A 23,852-nucleotide genomic window follows, 5' to 3' on the forward strand; every position below is an offset into this window, starting at 1 on the left:
TCCCCTACCTCCCCCTCGGACAACCGGGTTCGTGTATATCCAGCGGAACCCTGCCTTCCCGGAGATGCTCAAGATCGGCTACTCCGACCGGCTCGCGGAGGACCGGGCGAAGGAGCTGTCACGCACCTCGGTCCCCTTCCCTTTCGAGGTGCTCTTTAGGACCGTCTCCTCCCATGCCGAGAATGTAGAACGGGCCGTCCACCGGCTCCTCACCGCCCAACGGGTATCCGCAGAACGGGAGTTTTTCCGCGCTTCCCTGGAAACGGCCATCGAGGCAATCCGCCACTGCCAGGGCGAAGCAACCGGGATCAACAGCTGGGAGCCGATTCCTGCCATTCATCGCCTGCGCGCAGACGACCGCGTCATCCTGCCCCTGAAAGCCGGGCAGCTGTTCGCGCTCACCGCACGCCCCCACCTACTCAGCTCGTCCGCCAAGATCCTCGATTACTGGCAGGCCCACTCGGACGGCGATCTGCTGGAGATCCACGCCACGCGCGACCCCGGGCACGTGGCGGGAATCAGCGACGACGATCCCGGTGCATACGAGGACCCCGTGCCGTTCCTCGACCGGGACGGAACCGCGCGGAACAGCATGCTCCTGGGTCGGGAACGCCTGGTCGCTGGCGACCGGCTGGTTTGGTTCTCGGACGAGGAGGGGCCAGCCGACGCCCGCGGAGTCGTCTTCGAGGTAGACGCCTTCTGCCAGGTCACCTACAGGACGTCGGCCCCGCAACGGGGCCCGCTGGACCTTCCCCTCCTGCTGAACGACCTGGAGCGGGACATCCCTTCGGCCATGGGAGCACTCATTAGGGACGTTCTCGCACTCAGCCCACCGCGCTCCTGGGCTCCCCGGAACCCTCGCGAAGAGGACGGCTGGGCGGTAGTGGCCACCGATCCCCAGCCGCCCGAGTACTGGCTCCCCCAGCTCGAACGACGTCGCAAGGACCTCCGCCGAGAGCGGCCCTGAGCACCGCGCGGCACGGAATCCAGCTCGACGTGTTCATTTCCGGCGCCGCGCGCCACACCATCGCGTCGAGAATGATGTAGGTGCTCGGGTCGGAATCGGGGCTATCGCGCAGGGCCGCGGCATTCTGCATCCAGGCCCCAGCCACCAGGCTCCTCATCACGAACCGTGACGGCACGTCAGTGGCCCAGGCGAGGCGGACCGCCCAAGTTCGAAGGCCGACGTCAGCGGATCCCGGCCGCGGCAACTCCAGGCGCTCCACAGCCCGCTGGACAACCAGCTCCACCGGCACCGGCTGCCCTCCGGACGACTCCGGCTTCTTCTCCTGCCCCTCGATGTCGAAGCGCGGCAAGATCCCCACCCCGCCACCCAGATCGACCTCCCAGCCGGTCGACGTGATCGTCGGAGGCTCCACCGGCCCGCTGGCGCCCCGATTCGGGAGCGCGTGACGAGGGGATGATCGGTGCTGCGCCGCGACGGCCAGCCTCCTCTTGACACTCCTGCCTCCGCCTCACACGCAGCGGAACCGCAAGTCACCCCGGCACCCGCGCTCAGCCCGTCGTCCGCCTTCGCAACCTGGGCGGCGCAGAACAAGGCGGCACAAGCCACGGCCAGCGGCAGGGCAGTGGACGGCCTCAGCAACTCCCGACCTGCCCGATGTACAAGTGGTCAACCCGCCAACGTCCGCTTCGCTGGAGGACAGTTGCGTCAATGCGATGGTGGCCGCCCGGTACAGCGTTCTCCAGCTCGCCGTCGATGGTGTAGTGCAGCGAGTCGGTGGCGTCAGCGCAGTCTCGGATCACCACCTTTGCCGGTCCGCTGTCCTCCACGGACGGTTAAACACGAAGCCGCCCCCTGGTGACGACGTCCTTTTCGCGATCCTTCGTCATCATGTGACGCAGGAGCTGTAGCGCCGCGCCAGAGGCATGCGCTCCCAGTCCGGGATGACTCGCGTCCGAGGTCTTCGCGGCCGCGGCGAAGTCGTCCCACATCGCCCGGTAGGCAGCGAGGGCCCCAGCAGCCTCCGCCGCAGGAGTACGAGACGGAGTCGTATCTCGCGATGCCCCAGGCAGCGGCTGGATGTCCGCCGGGCCCTTCGTGTAGCCCGTCAGCAACAAGCCACGGTCCCCGCGATGGCGCCTGCCCCGAGGGCGGTCCGCCAGTGCACCTTCATCATCCCCCACCTATCGTCACCTAATGAAAGCGATTGAGTGCTTTACGTGATCGAATACGACTGGGGTTACCCCGCGTCACGGTGATCAACCGCGAGACTTGAGGGTAATTACGCCCTGTTCCTGCCTCGTTGCAAATGTCGTGGAACACGAAAGAGGGTGGTGGTCGTCACCCAAAGGAGCGACGACCACCACCCTCACGGCTTCGGGATCCGGTCAGCGGCGCTGAAGCGGCAGTGCGATCCAGGCGACCTTGGCGGTGTCCTCCACCATGCGGAACCCCCAGGCTCCGGCGGTAAGTTCATGCACAATATGGAGGCCGCGCCCTCGCTCAGACAGCAAGGCGCACAGCGCCTCCAGTCCACCTCCCCTATCTTCCGGTAGCGACTCAAAGGGGGAGAAGCCGGGGAACGCCGGGACGTCGGGCACCCTGGGGTCGTGGTCGAGTACCTCGCAGATGATCTCGGCGGGGGCACGCCGATGGCTGCGGCTGGCAGCAGGAGAATGGATGCGAACAGGACGGTCGGCAGCATGACGGCCTCCGCGGCAATCGCGATCGGGACGCGACCACCACACCTTGGAGCAGGGCAAGAGCGGAACTGCCTTCTGACGAGGACTTTTGAGGACTTTCGCCCCCGTGGCACGGTGAGGTGGGTCGTGCGGGTCACGGGCGAACCATGTCGGCCCTCACGACTCCCGCCGATGGGGATCTATGAGCATCCGGGGACCGCGCGCGAGCCGACCTACCATGCCGACTGGGACCTCCACGTGGCGGATCCGCCGGGAGCCGGCCGACTCCGCCCGTGGCTTCCCAGGGGAGGGGCTACATGGCCTGCGACTTGAACCGCCAGACAGCATGTTCCAGCCCACCGCGTTCTTGCCTGAGAGCAGCGGCGGTCGCCTCGTACATGGCTCGCAACTGCTCGTAGCCGAGGCCCGAGACACCGGCATCCGCAGCGAAGGCGCGCAGGTGTACGTCAATGGCGACCTGCGATCGTCCGACGAGGTTGCCGATGTAGTCCACAGTCTTCGGCCCTACCCCCTTTACCGCGAGTAGGGTGGCACGGTTGCCCTGACGGTCGAGCCATGCGTGGAGGTCGTCACGGGTATCGACTCCGCAGGCAACGAGCAGATCGGTGATGCCGTAGGCCGTTGCGACCCTGCGGGGGCTACTGAAGTTCATGGCGACCGCGAGGTCTTCCGTAGCAAGCCGTACCTGGAAGCCGCAGACCGTGGCAGCGTCAGGCCACGCCGTTTGAAGCCGGAGAATCCGCGGCCGGATGGTCGACTCGTACTTACGGCGCGCCTGGAAGCTGGCGTCGCAGATCACGGCACCCATGTGCGTCCAGCCTCCGGGCAGGGGGAACGGCCCATCGCCGAGGTGGGTCCGAACGTGGGCGGTGAGCCGCTGAACGGGATCGAGTGCGGTCATGGAGCTTTTCTTCCCCCTCGCCGGCCGCCGGGAGTACACCTCATATTGATCGTTATCACCGGACCTGGATCAGTGCATGGGTACCGCTGGTACGCCACCGCTGATCGTGCGCGGCGACAAGCAATTCCTCCGTCCGCTTGTCGAGTCCGACGATCACGTCGGACTTCAGCGTGCGCAGCGCGGCCACTGGGCCGGGGAAGTATTCGGTGCGCTTCGCGAACGACGCAGTCGCGGGCCAGAGGTGATCGCCCACCAGGCGCCGGTAGTTCAGGTCGCCCTTCATGATGGTCAGTGTGGCGTCCGCGAATTCCTGGCGCAGGTCGTCGGGCATCTCCGCGTACGGCAGCGGTGCGCAGGAGAAGGCGTGCGCCCGTACGGTGAGCCGGCCACGTCCCACGGCTGCCCAGAGCCGCGTGCCGACCACACCCGCTACACCGTCTGCCTGCTTCAGGTGTCGCAGACACTCGATCACGTCGGAGGTGGTGGCATCGGAGACGTAGTACGGGTACGGCTTGACATGCAGGACAACGCGTTCGGCGTGCTGGTGCCCCAGCAGATGGTCGATGAGGAGGAGGTCAGGAACGAGTTCCCGTCCGGCGTTGTCGGCGACAAGGCATACCGTGTTCGGCCTTCCGGCGGGCAGCAGCGACCACAGGACCTCCGAGTCGTCAGCGACGAGAGGTGTGTCAGAGCTGCTTTCCCCATTATTGCCGGAGACCATGCGGAAGCCGAGGTCCGCGCGGTTGCCCCACAGCGAGCCGTGAAGCAGTGCCTGGGCCTGGTCATCGACGGGCTTCAGCGCGAGCAGGTCCAGGGCTGCGAGTTCCGCTTCCGCCTCTTCGGTGCGCAGTTCGGCCTGCTTGAAAGGGCGGAACGGATCGATGCCCTGCCATGGGCCCGCTTCGAAGTATCCGACTGCCTCCAGGAGTTTGCGGTAGAAGTAGCTCTCCGACCACAGGAATGGCACGTCGAGCCAGGACCGGCCGAGGTAGTCCCGTCCCCATGCATTCCACTGATCATGATCAGGGGCGTCCTGGCGGAGGGGTTCGATCGCGCCTTCCGTGCTCTCTTTGAGGAGGGCGTCAAGCGCCCGGCGCTGCTCAGGGCCGTACGGGAAGGCGTCACGCACTCTCTGGATGAGTGCCGGATGCCGTTCTGTCAGCACACCCCAGGCGAAGGATCCGGGCTCGTTGCTCAGAATCACAGGCGCATCGACGGTTTCGGACATGATTTTCTGATCCTCCGGGGTCGTGCTCAGTCGCTGTTCAGGCTCAGTGCCACGACGCCGGCTGCGCTGCCGGCGAGGATGCGGCTCGTGGCTGGATCGAAGGCCGCGCAGTGCAGTGTTGCGTCCACCCTGACCTCGGCGAGCTGCCGCTGCTCGGCAAGGGACCAGAGCCTCACCGTACCGTCGGCCGCCGCGGAGACGAGCTTGTCCCCGGCGGCGAAGCCGAGCATGAGGATGCGCCCGTTGTGCCCGGCCAGGTGTGCGGTGAACCGGTCCTCACGCAGGCTGCGTACGGCAATCTCGCCCGTCCCGGCGCCCACTGCAGCCCGGTCGCCCGGTCCATCGAGTGCGACGGTCCGGGCCCACCCGCCCGAGCTGGTGAAGCGGCTGGCGTGCTGCCCCGTGCGAGCCTGCCAAACCCGGACCGTCCCGTCACCGCCGCAGACAGCAAGCAGTTCGCCAGTGTCATCGAAGGCGAGCGAGCGGAGCCGACCTGCGCGTACGTCCTGCTCCCACAGCAGCTGCGAGGTGCCGCCGCCCAAGTCCCAGCAACGGATGTGCCCGTTTCCCGTGCTGACGGCGAGGAGGTCGGTAGTGCGCGGCATGGCAACGGCCCAGCTCCGTTCAGCATCTTCGTTGAACAGTGCCGGTTCTCCACCGTCGAACAACCAGACGCGGACTGTACCGTCACCGCCTGCAGCCGCGATGCGTGCACTGTTCGCGGCCAAAGACCACACGCGGCCTCGCCCCGCAGAGAGTAGACGGCGACGGTTGTTCGTCGGAGCCTCGAATACCTGGAGTGTGCCAACAGCGTCCCCAATCACAGCAAGATGACCGTCGGCCGCGAACTGTGTTGACCAGACGGTGTTCTCACCCTCACTGATCGTCTGGAGGCCGCTAGCTCTGTTCCAGCGTCGTAGGCCGCCGTCTTCACAGGCTGCGATCACGGTGCCGTCGGCCAGGCATCCCACGCCACGTACCCAGTCGACGCCTGGCGGCATGCCGACTGAGCTCGCCGCCCTCGCCCCCGTACAAACGTGCAGCGTCGCATCTTCCGTGGCGGCGACCACCACATCACCGTCGGGCAGAGCCACGGCACGAACGCGGGCGCCGAGGTCATCGATGCGCTGTACGGGTGTGAGCCGACCTTCCGCCGTGTCCCAGAGCTGCACTGAGCGGTCCCCGGATCCCGAGGCCAGCAGGCCGGAACGGCCAAAGGCAACGCTGCGGACCCAGTCATGGTGTGCGGCTCTCTCATCCAGCAGTTTTCCCGTCGCCAGATCGTAGAGGCGCACGAATTCGTCCTCGCCGCCAGCAGCGATCACGACGCCACTTCCAGGCCCTGGCGGCCCGCCCATGCTGACCGCCCAACTCCCCGGCGTACTGCGGAAGGCCCTCGGACCGCACTGGGAGTTCACCCTCGACGGCGACCACCTGACCATAGAGCATCCACAGCGCGGCACCCCGTACCACCCGCCCCGCCACGACCTGCCCTGGCTGGAACTCCTGGCCACCCTGCAATCGGCCTTCGCCGACACCGGCGTCCCGCGCGCCGAGTGCCTCCCCCTGCGCTGGGGCCGGGAGACCGAGCTGACGATCTCCGCCGTCCAGGCACTGGACCCGTACCTCAAACACCGTCAGCCTGTCCCGTACCGCCAGGGCTTCCTCCCTCAACCTGTCGTCCGCCTGACCGGCCAGCGCGACGAGCACGGAAACCTCCGCGACGGCTTCCTGACAGCCTTCGTCAACGCCTCCCGCATCCAGACCATCACCGACGTCAGCACGTACGGCACTGTCCTCGACGAATGGCTGACCGTACTGTCCCGCCTCAGCCTCCACGCCCGCCACATCACCATCCACGGCAACCTCAAGATCTGGCGCCGCCGCCAGGTCGCAGGCATAACCCTGCGCTATGACCACGCCAGTGTCCCCCTCGGCGACATCGTCCTGCTATGGAACGCCGACGACCCCACGTACATGGCCGTCGACCTCGGCACCGCCCTCGAACGCCTCTCCTGGGTCCGCTCCCGCCGTCCCTGGCACTCTGTGGTCCACGGCGATCATGCGCGCCATACCGCCCCCGACGCCCTGGACGCCATACGCACCGCGACCCTGCTCCTTGGCTCCGGCATCCCCGCGGCTCAACGGGGCCCTGGCGCCACCGTCCGCCGTATGGCCGGCCGTATCCAACCAGCCGCGGCGATGACTGGCCTCAGCCAAGCCATCCGCATCTACCACACCTTCTGGAGCCTAGTCAGCCCTCTCGCCGACTGGCCGTCGGTGGCCCACGCCTTGGAAGGCGCGGTATTGCACCCGCCACCGCGCAGCTACGGCACCCCGGACACCCTGTACCCGACCCACAAGGGTCCGCCGCAGCGATCCAACGCCGCCCAAGCCAGAGCCAACAAGCCCACGTAATCTCCGTCCAGCGCTGCACGCACCGCTTCCTCCAGTCTCGCTGCCAGCCCGGGCGAGATCGCGTCCGCCCGCCTGGCCAGCCACTTGCCACCCCCCAGCCAGCCACCGGCTGACAGGATCTCCAGCTCGGCGGTCCGCCGAGCCACCTCTGACACGATGAACAGCACTTCCCCCGCGGCTGGACCAGCTACGAGATCGTGCAACAGATCCGTGAGCCCGTACCGCACCGCGTCACGCTCTTCTTGTGTAACTGGTGGCGGTCCGGCAATCACCCGGCTCCGCGCCTCCGTCGCCAATCGCGCCCCGACTCCATCCCGATCCACGACGACTCGGCCTTCAGCACACATGAACAGCAACGGTGATCGCCGCCGCGCGGTCTCCCGCTCGACGAACGCCCGCCAGCTCTCCTCCGTGTGCGCGAACAGCTCCACCGGCCACCCGTCCTCGACGGAGCTGTCCCGATACGGCGCCGGCGCCCCGTGGAGGATCACCACGATGTCCAGATCCGACCAAGGGGTACGCCGTGGCGTCACGGCCCCGCCCCCGACGAACGCGGCGCGGGCCGCAGGATGCCGCCTCTCGACGATGCGGCGGGCGGCTGCTACTGGCTGTTCCCTGTCCATGACTCTGATCATCGACAACCCGCCATTCATGAATAAACCACCCATCTCTTAGCCAACTACCTGGGGCGCCCGTCGTTAAGAAGCGGATGTTCGCGAATGGGCGAGCGATGAGTGAGGTCTGTCGGCAATGGCTGAATGTGGGCCAGTCTGAGCGGTTCAATTCCGGGCCACCGCGCGGTCTCGGCGGTTGGCGTCAGTCGCTGTCGTTGGCGGTGGGGACGCGGCCGAGTTCTCGGCCGCGCATGCGGTAGGACTCGCCGCGTTGTGGACGAGCCGGTCGATCATCGCGGCGGCGACGGTCTCGTCGCCGAAGACCTCTCCCCAGCGCCCGAAGGGCTTGTTCGAGGTGACGATCACGCTGGCCCTCTCGTATCTGCGTAGCCGAGCGGGATGTCCACCGGCGGGAACCACAGGTCGCACTGCGCGAGCTCGCCCGGCTCGTAGCCCGTCCGCGATACGGGGTCCACCGGCAGATAGGCCGGCCGCAGTTCGCGCACCCGCTCGCGCAGGATCGTCAGCCCGCGCTCCCAGCCGATCCGCTCCGCGATCACCGTCACGGGCATCGTCGGGGTCTGCTTCGACAGTTCCCGGATCGCCGGCTCGACCGCGTCCACCGCCGAGCCCTTCGGCGCCCGCTGGTAGGCCGGCGGCCGGTTCGAGGCCACCGCCCGCAGCACCGTACTCCTGGAGATCCCCAGCTGCCGGGCCACCGCCCGGGCCGACAGCCCCTCGGTCCGGTGCAGCCGACGGATCTCGGCCCAGTCCTCCACGTGGATCACCCTCGCTTCCTCCTGACTCCAGCCCAGTGAAGTCAGGATGATCAAGAGATCGCGACCTGCACCGACCGGTTCACGTAAGCGACCATGGGAGCCAGGTCCTCGTAGACCAGCATGGGCCACGCGTGGAGGGGCATGCTCACGACGAACTTCCCAGCCTGTCGCCGCTGACAATCAGGCGGCGTCATTCTCTTCCCGGCCAACCATGGCGGCGGGTCTGACGATGTGGTCGAACTCCTCGGCGCTGATGTAGCCGGATGCCAGTGCGGCCTCGCGCAGAGTGGTGCCCTCGTCGTTGGCCTTGTGGGCGATCGCCGAGGCCTTGTCGTAGCCGATCACCGGTGAGAGCGCGGTGACCAGCATGAGTGACCGGTTGACATAGCTGTCGATCTGCTCCCGGTTGAGATCGGCGTCCTCGATGCAGTACTCCCGCATCTTGGTGCAGGCGTCGGCGAGGATGGTGGCCGCGTGCAGGAAATTGTTGATGACGACCGGACGCATGGCGTTGAGCTCGAAGTTGCCCTGTGAGCCGGCGAAAGCGATGACGGTGTCCTCGGACAGCACCTGGATGCAGACCATGACCATCGCCTCGCACTGGGTCGGATTGACCTTACCCGGCATGATCGAGGAGCCGGGCTCGTTCGCCGGGAGGTTCAGTTCCGCCAGGCCGCAGCGGGGTCCGGAGGCCAGCCAGCGGATGTCGTTGGCGATCTTCATCAACGGCACGGCCAGCGCCCTCAGCCCGGCGGAGGCACCGACCATGGCGTCCAAACCGCCCTGGGCCGCGAACTTGTTCGCGGCAGTGGTGAACGGGAAGCCGGTCGCGGAGGCGATCTCGGCGGCGACCTGCTCGCCGAATCCGGGCGGGGCGTTGAGCCCGGTCCCGACCGCGGTGCCGCCCATGGCCAGCTCGTACAGTCCCTCGGCGGATCTGGCGACCCGGTCGATCGCCTGTTTGAGCTGGTGGGCGTAGCCGGACCATTCCTGCCCGACGGTGAGCGGGACCGCGTCCTCCAGGTGGGTGCGGCCGATCTTCACCACGTCGTGCCATTGCCGTGATTTGGCCTCGATGGCTTGGTGCAGCATCTGCACGCTGGGCAGCAGGTGCTCGTGGATCTCCTTGACCGCGGCGATGTGCATGGCGGTGGGGAAGGTGTCGTTGGAGGACTGCCCCATGTTGACGTGGTCGTTGGGGTGGATGGGGGACTTGCTGCCCAGCTCCCCGCCGACCAGCTGAATGGCGCGGTTGCTGATCACCTCGTTGGTGTTCATGTTGGACTGGGTCCCGGAGCCTGTCTGCCACACGTACAGCGGGAAATGCTCGTCCAGCTTGCCCGCGATGACTTCGTTGGCCACACGCTGGATCACGTCGCTCTTCCAGGCCGGCAGGCGTCCGGCGCGCCCGTTGACAATGGCGGCGGCCTTCTTGACGTAGCCGTAGGCGTGGTAGACCGCTGTGGGCATCCGGTCGTCCCCGATGGAAAAGTGGATCAAGGACCGTTCGGTCTGCGCACCCCAGTAGCGATCGGCGGGAACGTCGATGGCGCCCATCGAGTCGGTCTCCCGCCGGGTGCCGGTCGCGTCCAGGCCGACAGGGACATCGAGGAGCTTCGGAACCCGCGTGGTCATGACGTCGCTCCGCCGGTGTAGCCGGGCTGCCACATGGCCTCTCGGACAGCCTCTGCGGGTTCGGTCGGCTTGCAGGTGGCCACTCCCTCGTCGAGCGCCGCCTCGACCACGGCGGTCGCGGTGATCGCCGAGGACTCGCGCAGGTTCTCCACAGGTGGCAGCAGAGAAGCGCCCGGCCCGGTCGCGTCGACCTGGCCCGCGACCGCACGTGCCGCCGCGAGCAGCATGCCCGCGGTCACCTGGGACGCTCCGGAGACGATCGTGCCCAGGCCCAGCCCCGGGTACAGCAGGGCGTTGTTCGCCTGCCCGATCCGGTAGGTCACGCCGTCGTACTCCACCGGCGGAACGGGGATGCCGGTGGCGACCAGTGCCTTTCCCTTGGACCAGGCGATGACGTCGGCGGGCATGGCCTCGATCCGGGAGGTGGGATTGGAGATCGGGAAGATGATCGGCCGCTCGGTGCCCTCGGACATGGCCTCGACGACCTCGCGTGTGAACGCCCCGTGCACGGTGGAAGTGCCCAGCAGGATCGTGGGTTTGACCTGGCGCACTGTTTCCGGCAACGAGATCGTGCCGTCGTCCCTCCTCCAGTCTGCGACCTCGGCATGATCGCGCGCGTAGGGCTGCTGGAAGTCACGCAGGTCGCCCATGTCCCGGGTGAGCAGCCCCTGCTTGTCGATCAGCCACACTTGTGCGGTGGCCTGCTCCGGATCCGCGCCGTCGCGGATCATGGCGTCGCGCAGCTGGTCGGCGATGCCCACCCCCGCGGTGCCGGCCCCGAAGACGACCAGCCTCTGGTCCCTCATCCGCACACCGCTCACTTTGACGGCCGACAGCGCGGCAGCAAGCGTGATGGCGCCCGTCCCCTGCATGTCGTCGTTGAAGATCCGGTAGCGTCCGCCGTACTGCTCCAGGATCCGTCGCGCGTTGCTGGGACCGAAGTCCTCGAAGTGCAGCAACGCGTTGGGGAACATGGACGATGCAGTCTCCAGGTACTTCTCCATGAACGCGTCGTAGTCGGCGCCGCGGGCGCGAGGGTGCCGGTTGCCCAGGTACAGCGGGTCGTCCAACAGCGACTTTCGGTCCGTGCCCACATCCAGCGACACGGGCACAACCCGGCCCGGGTCCACGCCGGCAGCCGCCGTGTAAACCGCCAGCTTGCCGACCGATATCTGGATTCCTCCGACGCCCCAGTCACCGATGCCCAGGATCTCCTCCGCGTCGGTGCACACGATCAGGTCCACGTCCTCGGGCCCGAGTTCGAGCGTGGCGAACGCCTTCTCCATGTCGTCCGGCTGATCGATGGACAAGAAGATGCCTCGAGGCCGGCGGTACTCGTGGGAGTACCTCTCGATTGCCTCGCCCACGGTGGGGTCGTAGACGATGGGCAGCAGCTCTGCGAGATGCTCGGAGAGAACCTTGAAGTACAGGGTTTCGTTGCGGTCGTGCAGCTGTTCCAGGTAGACGTTCTTGGCCAGGTCGCTGCCCTGGGCGTTCAACTGCTGATAGGCGCGCTGAGCCTGCTGGTCGAGTGTGAGCACTCCGGACGGCAGCCGTCCGGTGAGGCCGAGGGCCTCCCGCTCCTCCTGTGTGAAGGCGACGCCGCGGTTACGCAGCGGATCGACCAGGACGGCGGGACTGGCCGGGGTCCGCGTGTGGCTCTCGGACATGAGATTCTCCTCTGTGCGAAGGCCGTCTCATGTCCGACGCGAAGTGATTGTGCGGGCATGCCCCGTGCCATGCCAATCGCACGTTGATCGGTGGCGGGGACGCATTCCTCCAGGCCCACCAAGCAGATGCGCAGTTTCGAACGTCGCCGGACAGGTCGGCATCGCGCTCGTTGTTGGTCCACGGTCCGGAACCGCTCGTCGGCCAGGCCCGTGGCGCAGGCTTGGTCGGTCGGCACGCGTAAATGCAGCCACGGGCTCACGGCCCGGCGGGGAGTGTGAAGCTTCATGAGGACGGCCACGCCCCAGCCGGCGAGCGCCCGCAGGAGCTCGCGCGGCAAGCACACCACCGACCCCGCCGCAGCGCCTCATCAGCGCCACAGCATGATTTCAGGCTAACCGCCGGCCGACCGGCCGGCGACTTCGGCCAAAGAGGAACCCATGGCTGGGAGCTGGCAGGAAGTGCGGCCGCAGCCTGCGCTTGCGTTTCACCAGTCATGGACAGTTGGGCCGCCACAGCAGCCGCGGCAGCGGTGCCAAGGAAGTGGCGACGACTGTGTGTGATTCCCTCAGGTATTTCCATCGGTGAATCTCCTCGTTCGAGGCGACACTGGCAGGTCATGAATGGCGTGACAGTGAAAGCGTCGGGAATCGCGTTCGCCCGACGTCCGAGTTCGGGGACAGTGCGTCTTCGCGGATCTTTGTTCCGATGCCTGTTCGTTGCCACCCAACACCCGTCAAAGTGACGGCGCAACGCAGGCGAGCCATACGCTGCTCCGTCCGAGTGATTCCGCGCTCCGATACATTTTTCGCGGGGTGGCCACGCCGACCGTCATGACCTGATCGCAACCAGCCGATGCCGGTGAGGTTTTCTCAGCGAAATGATCAGCGCGAAGCCGGCTGATCGGCGCAGGCCCACGGTGTGGTGGGCCCCGGACGGACTGCTCGGGCAGCTCCCCCTGCACGCCGCAGGTCACTACGACGATCCGGCCGGCAGTCCTGGGCGACGCACGGTACTGGACCGGGTTGTCCCGTCGTACACGCCCACCGTCCGCGCGCTGCGCCATGCACGTCAGCGCGCCTCCGCACCCCCAGCCCGGACGCCTGCAGGGCTGATCGTCGCGATGCCCACCACACCGGGCGTGGAGAGGGACTTGCGGTTCGTTCCCGATGATGTCGAGGCAGTACGGTCCCGTCTGCCCCGGGGCCGTGGTGGTGAGGCAGTCCGGCACCGCGGCACCGCCGCCGAGACGTGCCGACGTCCTGACGCTGCTGCCCGACTTCCCCGTCCCTGTGGGCCGCGTACGTGCATGTCGGAGCGTGAGCGGGCGCCCGTGCAGGTCGCCGGACGGCGTCGGGCGCGTCGCCCAAGGACGTGCTCCGCGATCCGAGCGCAGCCGAGCACACATCACCGGACCCGGTGCGGCCGCACCGGGTCCGGCTAGGGCTTCCGCCCAACATCCGCAGTCCCCGGTAGTCCTCTTCGATACCTTTGGGCCTCAGTCGTCGCTGATAGCTCCGGTATCTGGAAGATCTGCCGGGGGCCTAGCCAGAGCCTGCAAAAAGTCACGCGGGTCGACGAACGTCTTCGTCAACGGGTGCGGCTCTCTCCGGTTTTCCGGTGTAAAGACCAGTTTCCATCCGTATTCGCCCTCAGTCAAGGGGTTTCGGTGGGTATTACGCCAATGTGCCCTCCTCTGAGCAACTGGTTCTGGCGGCCCGCGCCGCGGGCGTGGCGGACGAACGCGTACTGGATGCCATCCGTCACACTCCGCGAGCGGAGTTCGTCCCCGCCAAGCACATCGCCCTCGCGTATGCGGACGATCCGATCCCCATCAGTCACGGACAGGTGACCACGCAGCCTTCTCTGGTCGCGATGATGATCGCCGCCCTCGGTCTCACCGGCGCCGAGCACGTTCTGGAGGTCGGCACCGGATACGGCTGGCAGACGGCGCTGCTGGCCCGTCTGACCTCGTCCGTCGTCAGCGTGGAGCGATGGCCGGACATGGTGGAGGAGGCCCGGCGCGGCCTGGGCCGGGAGCGGCTGCTCGGGAAGGTCGAGCTCGTCATCGGTGACGGCACCCTCGGTATGGCCGATCATGCTCCGTACGACGGCGTCCTCGTCTCCGCGGCCTTCCCGGAGGTGCCGCCGCCGCTCGTCGGACAGCTCCGGCCCGGCGGTCGCCTCGTGCAGCCCATCGGGCCGGGCGGGCAGGAACTGGTGGAGCTGTACGAGCGGCGCGGCCTCGGTCTCGTGCACGTCAGGACCGTCACCTCGGCCCGCTTCGTGCGGCTGTACGGCACGCACGGCTACACCCCCGGCTGAGCCGGGGCGGCGGGGCTCAGACGCCGAGCCCGTCCAGCACGACCGCTCCGGGCAGCCCGGCGAAGGTCTTGCCGGGGACGATCAGCTTGCCGCGGCGGCGCCCGCTGCCGATCAGGACCCACTCCGTGTCGACGACGGCCGGGTCCACCAGAAGCGGCCAGGACACGGGAAGGCCGATGGGGGTGATACCGCCGTACTCCATGCCGGTCCCGCCGGTCGCGGTGTCCATGGGGGCGAAGGACGCCTTGCGGGAGCCGAGATGGCCGCGCACGGTGCCGTTGACGTCCACCCGGGTGTGGGAGAGGACCAGGCAGGCGGCGAGGGTGGTCTCACCGCCCCGCTTGCCCGCCACGACCACGCAGTTGGCGGACTGCTCGAGCAGCTCCGGGCCGTAGTGCTCGACGAAGACGGCGGTGTCGGCGATCCCCGGGTCGGTGTCGACATAGAGGAGCTGTCCGGCCGGCACAGCTCCGTGCCAGGTGCGCACGGCATCGGCGACGGGCGGGGTGAGCAGGTCGAGGCAGTCGGCAGCGGGCCGGGCGTTGTCGAAGTTTCCGATGGGTGCGCGCATACGCGCACGCTAACAGCCACGGCCCGCCCGCCGGTTGACCGTCTCAGCGTACGGGAGGCACCGAGACGGTGAGGATCAGCTCGGCCGGCTCCGTCCCGTCGTTGCGGTAGATGTGCTCGGTGCCGGCCTCGTAGGAGGCGGAGGATCCGGCCGGGACGCGGTGCTCCACGCCCCCGACGACCAGGGTGAGTTCGCCGGCGGTGACATGGAGGAGCTCGACAGTCCCCGCGGGGTGCGGGTCGGAGGAACTCCCCTCACCGGGCATCAGCCGCCACTGCCACAGCTCCAGCGGGCCCGGCGCCTCGGTGCCGGCGAGCAGGATACTTTCGCTGCCAGCGTCGCTGGACCACATCCGGACCGCCTGCTCGGGCGGGACGACACGGACCTGGGGGCCGCCCTCGAAGTCGAGCAGCGTCGTGATGCTCACGCCGAGCGCGTCGCCGATCTTCACCACCGTGCCGAGGCTGGGGTTGGTGCGGGCCTGCTCGATCTGGATGAGCATGCCACGGCTGACTCCCGCCCGGGCCGCGAGCGCCTCCAGGGTGAAGCCGCGCTCGGTACGCCAGCGTTTGACGTTCCGTCCCAGGGACTGGGTGAGCAGATCGAGATCCGACACATTCCGTCCAATATTGTGAATGACAGAGTTCAACCTATTGAACTACGGTGTGGTGAACCGAATGTTCACTGCACTGTACTGCGAAGGACACCTACGCGATCGCCGCCCAACTGGGCCGGTCAACGTCGCCGCCGTGCTCGCCTCGCTCCACCCAGTGATCACGGCGCTCGCGGCCCGCGTCGTACTCAAGGGGCGGCTGCGCAGTGTGCAGGCGGCCGGCGCGGGGCTCGCACTGGTCGGCACGGCGCTGCCGGCCGCGGCCGGCGGCTGATCAGCCCTCCGCCTCCAGCTCGGCGAGAGCCTGCAGCTGTGCGGGGGTGATCCCCGCCGGAATCGGTACGGGGGCGGGCGTACGGAGGGGGGGCTGCCAGCCCTTGCCCTCGTCCCAGCTCCGTACGATCCGCGCGGGCGCCCCGGCCACCACGGCGTGGTCGGGCACCTCGCCCCGTACGACCGCACCCGCGGCCACCACGACATTGCGGCCCAGCCGCGCCCCGGGAAGGATCACCGCACCGGTGCCTATCCAGCAGCCGGGGCCTATCTCCACCGGATCCGTGCGCGGCCACTGCTTGCCGACCGGCTGCTCGGGGTCGTCGTAGCTGTGATTGGTGGAGGTGATGTAGACGTACGGCCCGCAGTACACGTCGTTGCCTATGGTCACCCGGGTGTCGGCGATGACATGGCTGCCGCGGCCGAGCACCACGCCGTTGCCGAGGGTCAGGACCGTGTCGGTGCCCAGGTCCAGGCCGGGCATCATGCCCGCGGTGAGCGTGACCTGCTCCGCGATGATGCAGTGCTCTCCGAGCTCGATCCACGGCTCGCCGAAGACCGTGCCCTGCGGGAAGGCCAGCCGGGTACCGGTGCCGATCCGGCGGAACCGCAGCCCGCCGGGGCGCTCCGCGGTCACCGCGCCCGCTTCCTGCAGCCGGCGCCACCCGCGGTGGATCACGGCTGTGGTGGCGCGACGTCGCCAGGCGGTCAGCGATGAGAACGCGTTGCTGTTCTTCGGCACCCGCATACGGTACTCACCGGTAGCCGTGCCGGACGGGCCACCGGGCTGTGATCTTCGGCTCAGCCCTCCAGGGCCTCGCGGTGCCCCTTCACGAGCTCGAGGTACATCACGGCATTCAGCCTGATGCCCTCGCGCTCCTCCGCGGTGAGCTCACGCTTGACCTTCGCCGGCACGCCGGCGACCAGCGAGCCGGGCGGCACCCGCATGCCCTGGGGCACCAGCGCCTGCGCGGCGATCAGCGAGCCGGCACCGATGTGGGCGCCGTTGAGGACCGTGGCGCCCATGCCGACCAGTACGTCGTCCTCGACGGTGCAGCCGTGCAGCACGGCGTTGTGACCGACCGAGACCCGCTCGCCGACGGTCACCGGGAAGCCCGGGTCCACATGCACGGTGCAGTTGTCCTGGATGTTGCTGTCGGCGCCGAGCACGATCGGCCCGCAGTCGCCGCGCAGCACCGCGTGGTACCAGACGCTCGCACCGGCAGCGATGGTGACGTCGCCGACCACCACGGAGGTGGGAGCGGTGAAGGCCGACGGGGCGATATCGGGGCTCTTGCCGCCCACGCCCGCGACCAAGGCCCGCGTCTGCGCCTGCTCTGCCATGACGTACTCCCTCGTGCTGATCCGTTCGCGCCCAGGGTGCACCGTAGGCGACGCGGAACGGAGACCGGTGGCCGGGTGGACCGTACGATCGGCCGATGGCCCTCTTCGTGATCGAACGCCATACCCCGTTGCCTGCCGGGGAAGCCTGGCGCCGGCTGACCGACTGGGAACGGCACGCGGCCTCGGTCCCGCTGACCAGGATCACCGTCACGGCCACCGGCTTCGTGGCCCGCACCGGGCTGGGCCGGGCCGGCTTCGACGATCCGATGGAGGTCGTCCACTGGGAACCCCCGGAAGCCGGGCGTGCGGGCCGCTGCCGCCTGGAGAAGCGCGGCTCGGTGGTGACCGGCTGGGCGGAGCTCGAGGTCGCCCCGGCGGGCGGGGGTTCCGTCGTGACCTGGCGCGAGGAGCTGTGCCTTCGCGGCCTGCCCCGCCTGCTCGACCCGCTCCTCGCCCCGGCCGGCCGGCGGGTCTTCGGCCGCGCGATGAGATCGGTACTGGCGGACTGACCGATCTCTTCCCGTGCCCGGGCGCAGCTCGGCTCCAGGGCCTGCTCCGGGACCTGCCCGGCACGTCCGTCGACCCGAGCCGGCCAGGTCGGGACCTGCCGGGCGGCAGACAGCGACCACCGGCCCGTCCGGCATGTGAGGACGGCCACACCGTCCCGGCGGGGGGCGGCGACACCGGGGCGCGGCGGCACGCCCCCGCGCGGCCGCGGATCAGTCCGCGGCCGGGACGCGCTCCGTGGCCTCGGACACCTGGGCGTCGGCCTGCGCCGCGGCCTTCTTCGCGCGGCGCTTGATCACGAGCATCGAGACGACCCCGATCAGAACCGCCGCGACCAGGCCCACCCAGGAGAAGCGCTTGAGCCACGCCTCCGCGACGATGCCCACGTAGTAGATGACGGCCGTCGTACCGCCCGCCCACAGGATTCCGCCGAGGACATTGGCGATCAGGAACTTCCAGTACGGCATGCGCAGGACACCCGCGAGCGGACCCGCGAAGATCCGCAGCAGGGCGACGAAGCGGCCGAAGAACACGGCCCACATGCCCCACCGCTCGAAGGAGCGCTCCGCCATGGCGATATTGGCCGCGCTGAAGTGCTTGGGGAATCTGCGGCCGAGCCGGGTGAGCAGCGGCCTGCCGCCCCTGCGGCCGATGCCGTAGCCGATGGAGTCACCGATGATCGCTCCCGCGCTGGCGCAGGCACCGAGGATCACCGGGTCGATCTGGCCGTGCTGGGAGGCGAGCAGCGCCGAGCTCACGAGGATGATCTCGCCGGGCAGAGGGATGCCCAGGCTTTCCACTCCGATGACCACCCCCACCAGGAGGTAGATGATGACCGCCGGCACGGTCTCGAGCCACTCCTGGACGTGCAATGCCGGTTCCTCCCGATCGATGTGCCCATGTGACGCTGCCCGGGGCGCCCCCTTCGGCGTGCCCCGGGCAGCCTACCCCGCCGGACCGTACGACCGGGTCAGTCGTTGGGGCGCAGGGTCCATACGACCGTCATGACTCCGGTGACCGCACCGTCCTGCCGCTGGATCTCGACGGCCACGGGAAACTCCGGGCGCTCCCCCTCGTCGAGCTCGGCGACGACGTCGGCGATCGGGCGGCCCAGCGTCGCGGTCGCGGTGACGATGCCCTTGGCGAGCTTCTTGTAGCCGATCTCCGCCTTCACGGCGAGCGGCACGGCACGGTGCAGCTGGTCGCCGAAGGCGGCGAGGACGATGGCGCCGCTCGCGGACTCGGCGAGGGTGAACATCGCGCCGGCGTGCGGGCCGCCGAGGTGGTTGTGGTAGTCGGCCTGGTCCGGCAGACGGACGACCGCGCGTTCCGGCGTGGTCTCCAGGAACTCCAGCTTGAGGGTCCTGGCCATGGGCACCGTCGCGGCGAGCATCTGGCCGACGGTCATCTGTTCTGCGCTCATGGCACGATGTTACTCACGAGTAGTGCAGCTTGACCATCCTTCGCGCCGCCCCCGGCCGCCCTCCGGGTCCGCCCCCGCCCGGGGCGGCCGTGGCACCGCCGATCAGCCCCCTCTATCGTTGATCGCCATGTGGCCAGGACAGCAGCCGCCCGGGGGCGAGCAGAACCCGCAGGACCAGAACCCGAATCCGTACCAGCAGCCGGGGTACCAGCAGCCGAATCCCTATCAGCAGCCGGGATATCAGCAGCAGACGGGTTATCAGCAGCCGGGCTACCCTCAGCCGGACCCGTACCAGCAGCCGACGGCGCCGCAGTACGCCGTCCCGGAGGCACCCCAGCCGCAGGACAACAACCGAAGGAAGACCGCCGTGGTCGCCGTCGTCGCGGCCACCGCGGTCGTCGCCGCCGCCGTGGTCACCGGTGTGGTCGTGCTGAAGGACGACGACAAGGGCCCGTCGAACCAGGCTGATCCAAAGCCGAGCGCCACCGCCACCACGGCTCCCTCGCCGACCGACAACCCGCGTGGAGACGCCAAGGGCATCCAGCCCGTCGTCGCGGGCTGGAAGGTCGTCGTGAACCCCAAGTGGGGCACCGCGTTCGACGTGCCGCAGGACTGGGAGGTCTCCAAGGCGGACACGTTCTCGGGCTTCGAGGACAAGGACGGCAAGGTGATCATCGGCCACTCGGCCCCTGCCTACTACAAGTCCAAGTGGTGCACGGACGACGAGGACAAGGACGGTTACAGCACCGACACCGCACTCGCCGGCACCGGCACCAAGGGCGCGGACGGCGCCAAGAGCACCGAGGAGGTCGCCGAGAACCAGGTGGCCTGGTGGGTCTACGGCGCGTTCACCCAGCCCGACAAGAAGCCGGTCAAGACCAGCAAGGCCAAGCCCTACACCACCAAGTCGGGGATCACCGGCAGCGTGGCGACCGCCTGGTCGGTCGGCGCGGACAAGACGGGCAAGTGCGACAGCGACGGCAAGGCCATCACCTTCGGCTTCAAGAACGCCAAGAACGACTTCGTCGCCTGGTCCCTCTACTCCGCAACGGGCGTGGACGGTGAGGTTCCGGAGGCCACGATCCAGAAGATCCTGAGCACCGTGCGACTGGCGGGAGAGCCGACCGAGTCCTGAGCGGCACCCGGCGCCCGAAATTCACTTGCCGCGCCACCGCGGCGACGGGACAGTCCCCAGGTGAAGCGTAACTACACACTGCTGACCGCCGCCGCGATCATCACCAGTCTGGGCACCCATGCCGCCCTGATCGCGGCGGCGTTCGCCGTACTGGAGACAGGCGGCGACGGCGGTGACGTGGGCCTGGTCGCCGCGGCCCGTACCCTTCCGCTCGTCCTCTTCCTCCTCATCGGCGGCGCCGTCGCCGACCGGGTGCCCCGGCACCGGGTGATGGTCGCCGCCAACGCCCTCAACTGCGTATCCCAGGGAGCCTTCGCGCTCCTCGTCCTCGCCGGGGAGCCGCAGTTGTGGCAGATGATGCTGCTGAGCGCACTCTGTGGCACCGGACAGGCCTTCTTCTCCCCTGCCGCGGAGGGCATGCTGCTGTCCAGCGTCAGCGGTGAACAGGCGAGCCGGGCCTTCGCGCTGTTCCGCCTGGGCATGAACGGCGCGGTCATCGGCGGCGCCGCCCTCGGCGGGGCTCTGGTCGCGGTCGTCGGCCCCGGGTGGGTACTGGCCCTCGACGCGGCCGCGTTCGCGGTCGCCGGCGCGCTGCGCGCCTTCCTCGACGTCAGCCACATACCGCCGCGCGAACCGGGCGAGGGGCTGCTCGCCGATCTGCGCGACGGCTGGCGGGAGTTCACCGGCCGGACCTGGCTTTGGGTCATCGTGGTGCAGTTCTCCGTCTGCAACGCCTTCTTCGGCGCCACCGATTCGGTGTACGGACCGCTGGTCGCCGAGGAGGAGCTCGGCGGGGCCGGGCCATGGGGCCTGGCGCTCGCCGCCTTCGCCGGGGGCATGGCCCTCGGGGCGCTGCTGATGATGCGCTGGAAGCCGCGCAGGATGCTGCTGGTGGGCACGGTCTGCGTCTTCCCGTACGCCCTTCCCTCGGCGGCGCTCGCCGTCCCGGTGCCGGTTCCGGTACTGGCCGTGGCGATGCTGCTCAGCGGCGTCGCGATCGAGGTGTTCTCGGTCTCCTGGATGACGACGCTGCACCAGGAGATCCCCGAGGAGAAGCTGTCGCGGGTCTCGGCCTACGACTGGTTCGGTTCCCTGGCCTTCCTGCCGCTGGGCACGGCGCTGGCCGGCCCCGCCGAGCAGGCCGTGGGCCGCGGGCCCGCGCTGTGGGGCTGCACCGCGGTGATCGTCCTGCTCACGGCCGCGGTGCTGCTCGTACCGGGGGTACGGAACCTGACACGCCGTACACCGCTGACCGCGGCCGCCTCCGGTTCCGAGGCGTCAGCCGATACTGAAAGCCCCGTCGGGCGGCTCGGGTGACGGCTGGGCGTCCGCGTCCCGCACCGGATGTACGCCCCCGGTGAACTCCCTCAGTGCCGCGCCGTGTTCGACCCGGGCCGGGAAGGCGTCCGCCGCGGTACGGCGGGCCAGCGCGGCCGTGTCGAGCTCCGCGTGGGAGGCGAGCAGCACCGCGTTGCCGAAGCGCCGGCCACGCAGCACGGACGGCTCCGCGATCAGCGCCAGCTCCTCGAAGACCGCCGCGAACGTGGCGATCTGGGCGCGCAGGAAGGTGAAGGGCGCACCGTCCGCGAGATTGGCCGCGTAGATGCCGCCGGGCCGCAGCACCCGTTCCGCGGCGCGGGCGTACTCGACCGAGGTGAGGTGCGCGGGCACCCGAGAGCCGCCGAAGACATCGGCGATCAGCAGATCGGCGGAGCCGGCGGGCGCTGCCTCCGTCCAGGCCCGCGCGTCCGCGCCGTGCACCTCGATGCCCGACCCGTCCGGCAGCCCCAGATGCTCGGCCACCAGCTCCAGCAGCCCCAGGTCCGCCTCCACCACGTCCTGCCGGGATCCGGGACGGGTCGCGGCGACATAGCGCGGCAGGGTGAGCGCCCCGCCGCCGAGGTGCAGTACGTCGAGCGGGGCGCCCTCGGCCGCGGCGCAGTCGACGACATGGGCGAGCCTCTGGGCGTACTCGAACTCCAGATGCGTGGGATCGTCCAGGTCCACGTACGACTGAGGTGCCCCGTCCACGGTGAGCAGCCAGGCCCGGGCCCGGTCCACGTCGGGCATCAGCTTGGCGGTGCCCTGATCCACGGTTCGGGCGACGGGTATCGGCTCATTCACCGTCTCATTGTGCATCCGCCCGGATCCCGGCGACGGCGGCCGCGTGCGCGGCTGCCTGGGCGAAGCCCGCACGGGCCGCGGGGGCCTGCCGGGAGGGAGCCGGCCGTGATGAGATCCACCCCGGCCTCGGCCAAGCCCTGCAGCATCCCGGTCAGTCGGCCGATACCCGTGACTCCTCCACCGCCGAGCACGAGAGCCGTGTCCGTCATGGGAGCAGTTTGGCGCGGGGTCCGGTCAGAGCAGCTCGGTGACCGTGCCCGCGCCGACCGTGCGGCCGCCCTCACGGATCGCGAAGCCGAGCCCCGGCTCCAGCGGAACGTCCCGGCCCAGCTCGACGGTCATGGTGACCGTGTGGCCGGGACGGGCGACGGCCGCCTCGCCGAGGTCGATGTCGCCGACCACGTCCGCGGTACGGATGTAGAACTGCGGCCGGTAGCCGGTGGAGACCGGCGTGCTGCGACCGCCCTCGCGCGCCGACAGTACGTACGCCTGTGCGCTGAACCGACGGCTCGGCGTGACACTGCCGGGCGCCGCCACCACATGACCGCGGCGGACCGCGTCGCGGGGCACCCCGCGCAGCAGCAGCGCGACATTGTCGCCGGCCTCGGCGGACTCCATCGGCTTGCCGAAGGTCTCCAGGCCGGTGACGACGGACTCGGTCTCCGCGCCCAACACCTCCACACGGTCGCCGACCCGGACGGTGCCCCGCTCGACGGCGCCGGTGACGACCGTTCCGCGGCCGGTGATGGTCAGCACGTTCTCCACCGGCAGCAGGAAGGGCGCGTCCGTGTACCGGACGGGCATCGGTACGTATGTGTCCACCGCGTCCAGCAGCGCCTCGACGGACGCGGTCCAGCGCGGGTCGCCCTCCAGCGCCCCGAGCCCGGAGACCCGGACGACGGGCGCCGCGTCGCCGCCGTAGCCGTGCGCGGTGAGCAGCTCGCGGACCTCCAGCTCGACCAGGTCGGTCAGCTCGGGGTCGCTCGCGTCGGCCTTGTTCAGGGCGACGACGATATGGTCGACGCCGACCTGGCGGGCGAGCAGCACATGCTCGGCCGTCTGCGGCATGATCCCGTCCTGCGCGGAGACGACCAGGATCGCCCCGTCCAGCTGCGCCGCGCCGGTGACCATGTTCTTGATGTAGTCGGCATGGCCGGGCATGTCGACATGGGCGTAGTGCCGGGTCTCGGTCTCGTACTCGACATGCGCGATGTTGATCGTGATGCCGCGCCGCGCCTCCTCGGGGGCCCTGTCGATGCGGTCGAAGGGGACGAAGGAGCTCGCTTCCCTGTCGGCGAGGACCTTGGTGATGGCGGCGGTCAGGGTGGTCTTGCCGTGGTCGACATGGCCCATGGTGCCGATGTTGAGGTGCGGCTTGGTGCGCACGTATGCCGTCTTGGACATGGTTCCTTCCCGGAACTCGAAGCGTGTGAGGGACCCCTGCGCCTCGCCGACCCTCCCCCTGCGGGGTCCGCCGGACTGTCCGGGAAGGGTCAGCTTCGGGCGCCGCCGAAGGACGCTGCGGCCGCGTGCGCGGCGACGACGGCAGCCTTCGGCGCGTCCGCGACTGCGGACGGCGCTGCGAGGAAGGCGTACCGGAACATGCCCTTGATCGTGGCGCACGGAG

Annotated in this window: 21 protein-coding genes and 2 pseudogenes; 8 read left to right on the plus strand and 15 right to left on the minus strand. The window is 69.1% G+C overall.

Going from position 1 to position 23,852, the window contains the following annotated elements; translation table 11 throughout:
• Positions 1-31: 31 nt before the first annotated feature.
• A complete protein-coding gene (locus ABD858_RS04085) occupies positions 32-967 on the plus strand; it encodes a GIY-YIG nuclease family protein (protein ID WP_345034632.1) in 936 nt (311 codons plus the stop codon).
• Positions 968-2,959: 1,992 nt separating this feature from the next.
• Here ABD858_RS04085 and ABD858_RS04090 read toward each other — a convergent pair.
• Genes ABD858_RS04090 through ABD858_RS04100 form a run of 3 tightly spaced genes read right to left on the minus strand, consistent with a single transcriptional unit; the run spans position 2,960 to position 6,121 of the window.
• Complete coding sequence (locus ABD858_RS04090; RefSeq protein WP_345034634.1) at positions 2,960-3,568, minus strand: HhH-GDP family DNA glycosylase; 609 nt, start codon at positions 3,566-3,568, stop codon at positions 2,960-2,962.
• 55 nt (positions 3,569-3,623) lie between these two features.
• Positions 3,624-4,796: a damage-control phosphatase ARMT1 family protein gene (locus ABD858_RS04095; RefSeq protein ID WP_345034635.1), complete on the minus strand. Its 1,173-nt coding sequence runs from the start codon at positions 4,794-4,796 to the stop codon at positions 3,624-3,626.
• Between the two features lie 26 nt (positions 4,797-4,822).
• Positions 4,823-6,121, minus strand: a complete 1,299-nt coding sequence (locus ABD858_RS04100) for a WD40 repeat domain-containing protein (RefSeq protein ID WP_345034636.1) — start codon at positions 6,119-6,121, stop codon at positions 4,823-4,825.
• Positions 6,122-6,152: 31 nt separating this feature from the next.
• Between ABD858_RS04100 and ABD858_RS04105 the strand changes: the two genes are divergently transcribed.
• On the plus strand, positions 6,153-7,214 hold the full coding sequence (locus tag ABD858_RS04105) for a hypothetical protein (protein ID WP_345034638.1): 1,062 nt from the start codon (positions 6,153-6,155) through the stop codon (positions 7,212-7,214).
• A gap of 779 nt (positions 7,215-7,993) precedes the next feature.
• Here the strand turns inward: ABD858_RS04105 and ABD858_RS04110 are convergent.
• From ABD858_RS04110 to ABD858_RS04125, 4 genes and pseudogenes are all read right to left on the minus strand, one after another.
• Positions 7,994-8,194: an ATP-binding protein gene (locus ABD858_RS04110; RefSeq protein ID WP_345034639.1), complete on the minus strand. Its 201-nt coding sequence runs from the start codon at positions 8,192-8,194 to the stop codon at positions 7,994-7,996.
• An 8-nt stretch (positions 8,195-8,202) separates the two neighbouring features.
• Positions 8,203-8,616 (minus strand): annotated as a pseudogene (locus ABD858_RS04115) (helix-turn-helix domain-containing protein); the annotation flags it as partial.
• A 171-nt stretch (positions 8,617-8,787) separates the two neighbouring features.
• Positions 8,788-10,242, minus strand: a complete 1,455-nt coding sequence (fumC, locus tag ABD858_RS04120; protein WP_345034641.1) for a class II fumarate hydratase — start codon at positions 10,240-10,242, stop codon at positions 8,788-8,790.
• A complete protein-coding gene (locus ABD858_RS04125) occupies positions 10,239-11,912 on the minus strand; it encodes an NAD-dependent malic enzyme (RefSeq protein WP_345034642.1) in 1,674 nt (557 codons plus the stop codon). The genes fumC and ABD858_RS04125 overlap by 4 nt, the downstream gene beginning before the upstream one ends.
• A gap of 878 nt (positions 11,913-12,790) precedes the next feature.
• Here ABD858_RS04125 and ABD858_RS04130 point away from each other — a divergent pair.
• Together ABD858_RS04130 and ABD858_RS04135 are read left to right on the plus strand one after the other, a co-directional pair.
• Entirely contained in the window at positions 12,791-13,354 is a 564-nt protein-coding gene (locus ABD858_RS04130; protein WP_345034643.1) for a CHAT domain-containing protein, read from the plus strand.
• Between the two features lie 242 nt (positions 13,355-13,596).
• Entirely contained in the window at positions 13,597-14,235 is a 639-nt protein-coding gene (locus ABD858_RS04135; RefSeq protein ID WP_345034644.1) for a protein-L-isoaspartate(D-aspartate) O-methyltransferase, read from the plus strand.
• A 16-nt stretch (positions 14,236-14,251) separates the two neighbouring features.
• On the opposite strand, the gene ABD858_RS04140 is transcribed toward ABD858_RS04135, so the two are convergent.
• Both ABD858_RS04140 and ABD858_RS04145 read right to left on the minus strand, forming a co-directional pair.
• Positions 14,252-14,806 carry a YbaK/EbsC family protein gene (locus ABD858_RS04140; protein WP_345034645.1) on the minus strand — a complete coding sequence of 185 codons (555 nt, stop codon included), beginning with the start codon at positions 14,804-14,806 and terminating at the stop codon, positions 14,252-14,254.
• Positions 14,807-14,849: 43 nt separating this feature from the next.
• Complete coding sequence (locus ABD858_RS04145; protein ID WP_345034647.1) at positions 14,850-15,422, minus strand: helix-turn-helix domain-containing protein; 573 nt, start codon at positions 15,420-15,422, stop codon at positions 14,850-14,852.
• Positions 15,423-15,502: 80 nt separating this feature from the next.
• Between ABD858_RS04145 and ABD858_RS04150 the strand changes: the two are divergent.
• Positions 15,503-15,693: pseudogene (locus tag ABD858_RS04150) on the plus strand (EamA family transporter); the annotation flags it as partial.
• Here the strand turns inward: ABD858_RS04150 and ABD858_RS04155 are convergent.
• Both ABD858_RS04155 and ABD858_RS04160 read right to left on the minus strand, forming a co-directional pair.
• Entirely contained in the window at positions 15,694-16,434 is a 741-nt protein-coding gene (locus ABD858_RS04155; RefSeq protein WP_345034648.1) for an acyltransferase, read from the minus strand.
• A gap of 59 nt (positions 16,435-16,493) precedes the next feature.
• Complete coding sequence (locus ABD858_RS04160) at positions 16,494-17,036, minus strand: gamma carbonic anhydrase family protein (protein ID WP_345034649.1); 543 nt, start codon at positions 17,034-17,036, stop codon at positions 16,494-16,496.
• A gap of 95 nt (positions 17,037-17,131) precedes the next feature.
• Here ABD858_RS04160 and ABD858_RS04165 point away from each other — a divergent pair, with 95 nt between their 5' ends.
• Positions 17,132-17,545 (plus strand): SRPBCC family protein, encoded by a 414-nt coding sequence (locus ABD858_RS04165; protein ID WP_345034650.1) that lies wholly within the window; start codon positions 17,132-17,134, stop codon positions 17,543-17,545.
• Positions 17,546-17,755: 210 nt separating this feature from the next.
• On the opposite strand, the gene ABD858_RS04170 is transcribed toward ABD858_RS04165, so the two are convergent.
• Both ABD858_RS04170 and ABD858_RS04175 read right to left on the minus strand, forming a co-directional pair.
• Positions 17,756-18,415 carry a DedA family protein gene (locus tag ABD858_RS04170; RefSeq protein WP_345034651.1) on the minus strand — a complete coding sequence of 220 codons (660 nt, stop codon included), beginning with the start codon at positions 18,413-18,415 and terminating at the stop codon, positions 17,756-17,758.
• Between the two features lie 98 nt (positions 18,416-18,513).
• Positions 18,514-18,951, minus strand: coding sequence for a DUF4442 domain-containing protein (locus tag ABD858_RS04175; protein ID WP_345044259.1), 438 nt, complete (start codon positions 18,949-18,951; stop codon positions 18,514-18,516).
• 142 nt (positions 18,952-19,093) lie between these two features.
• On the opposite strand from ABD858_RS04175, the gene ABD858_RS04180 reads away from it, so the two are divergent.
• Together ABD858_RS04180 and ABD858_RS04185 are read left to right on the plus strand one after the other, a co-directional pair.
• Positions 19,094-20,101, plus strand: a complete 1,008-nt coding sequence (locus tag ABD858_RS04180; RefSeq protein ID WP_345034652.1) for a DUF8017 domain-containing protein — start codon at positions 19,094-19,096, stop codon at positions 20,099-20,101.
• 60 nt (positions 20,102-20,161) lie between these two features.
• Positions 20,162-21,418, plus strand: coding sequence for an MFS transporter (locus ABD858_RS04185; RefSeq protein ID WP_345034653.1), 1,257 nt, complete (start codon positions 20,162-20,164; stop codon positions 21,416-21,418).
• Here the strand turns inward: ABD858_RS04185 and ABD858_RS04190 are convergent.
• Together ABD858_RS04190 and tuf are read right to left on the minus strand one after the other, a co-directional pair.
• On the minus strand, positions 21,380-22,225 hold the full coding sequence (locus tag ABD858_RS04190) for a spermidine synthase (protein ID WP_345034655.1): 846 nt from the start codon (positions 22,223-22,225) through the stop codon (positions 21,380-21,382). The two genes, ABD858_RS04185 and ABD858_RS04190, sit on opposite strands and share 39 nt — an antisense overlap.
• 234 nt (positions 22,226-22,459) lie before the next feature.
• Entirely contained in the window at positions 22,460-23,629 is a 1,170-nt protein-coding gene (tuf, locus tag ABD858_RS04195) for an elongation factor Tu (RefSeq protein ID WP_345034657.1), read from the minus strand.
• Positions 23,630-23,852 lie beyond the last annotated feature (223 nt).

Origin of the sequence: Streptomyces sannanensis, from assembly GCF_039536205.1 — a bacterium.
In the GTDB taxonomy this organism is placed as follows: domain Bacteria; phylum Actinomycetota; class Actinomycetes; order Streptomycetales; family Streptomycetaceae; genus Streptomyces; species Streptomyces sannanensis.

Coding starts and splice junctions, on each gene's coding strand:
- ABD858_RS04090 (WP_345034634.1), bottom strand. CDS start 3,568: ATGACCGCACTCGATCCCGTTCAGCGGCTCACCGCCCACGTTCGGACC.
- ABD858_RS04095 (WP_345034635.1), bottom strand. CDS start 4,796: ATGTCCGAAACCGTCGATGCGCCTGTGATTCTGAGCAACGAGCCCGGA.
- ABD858_RS04105 (WP_345034638.1), top strand. CDS start 6,153: ATGCTGACCGCCCAACTCCCCGGCGTACTGCGGAAGGCCCTCGGACCG.
- fumC (WP_345034641.1), bottom strand. CDS start 10,242: ATGACCACGCGGGTTCCGAAGCTCCTCGATGTCCCTGTCGGCCTGGAC.
- ABD858_RS04125 (WP_345034642.1), bottom strand. CDS start 11,912: ATGTCCGAGAGCCACACGCGGACCCCGGCCAGTCCCGCCGTCCTGGTC.
- ABD858_RS04130 (WP_345034643.1), top strand. CDS start 12,791: ATGATCAGCGCGAAGCCGGCTGATCGGCGCAGGCCCACGGTGTGGTGG.
- ABD858_RS04140 (WP_345034645.1), bottom strand. CDS start 14,806: ATGCGCGCACCCATCGGAAACTTCGACAACGCCCGGCCCGCTGCCGAC.
- ABD858_RS04160 (WP_345034649.1), bottom strand. CDS start 17,036: ATGGCAGAGCAGGCGCAGACGCGGGCCTTGGTCGCGGGCGTGGGCGGC.
- ABD858_RS04165 (WP_345034650.1), top strand. CDS start 17,132: ATGGCCCTCTTCGTGATCGAACGCCATACCCCGTTGCCTGCCGGGGAA.
- ABD858_RS04175 (WP_345044259.1), bottom strand. CDS start 18,951: ATGACCGTCGGCCAGATGCTCGCCGCGACGGTGCCCATGGCCAGGACC.
- ABD858_RS04180 (WP_345034652.1), top strand. CDS start 19,094: ATGTGGCCAGGACAGCAGCCGCCCGGGGGCGAGCAGAACCCGCAGGAC.
- tuf (WP_345034657.1), bottom strand. CDS start 23,629: ATGTCCAAGACGGCATACGTGCGCACCAAGCCGCACCTCAACATCGGC.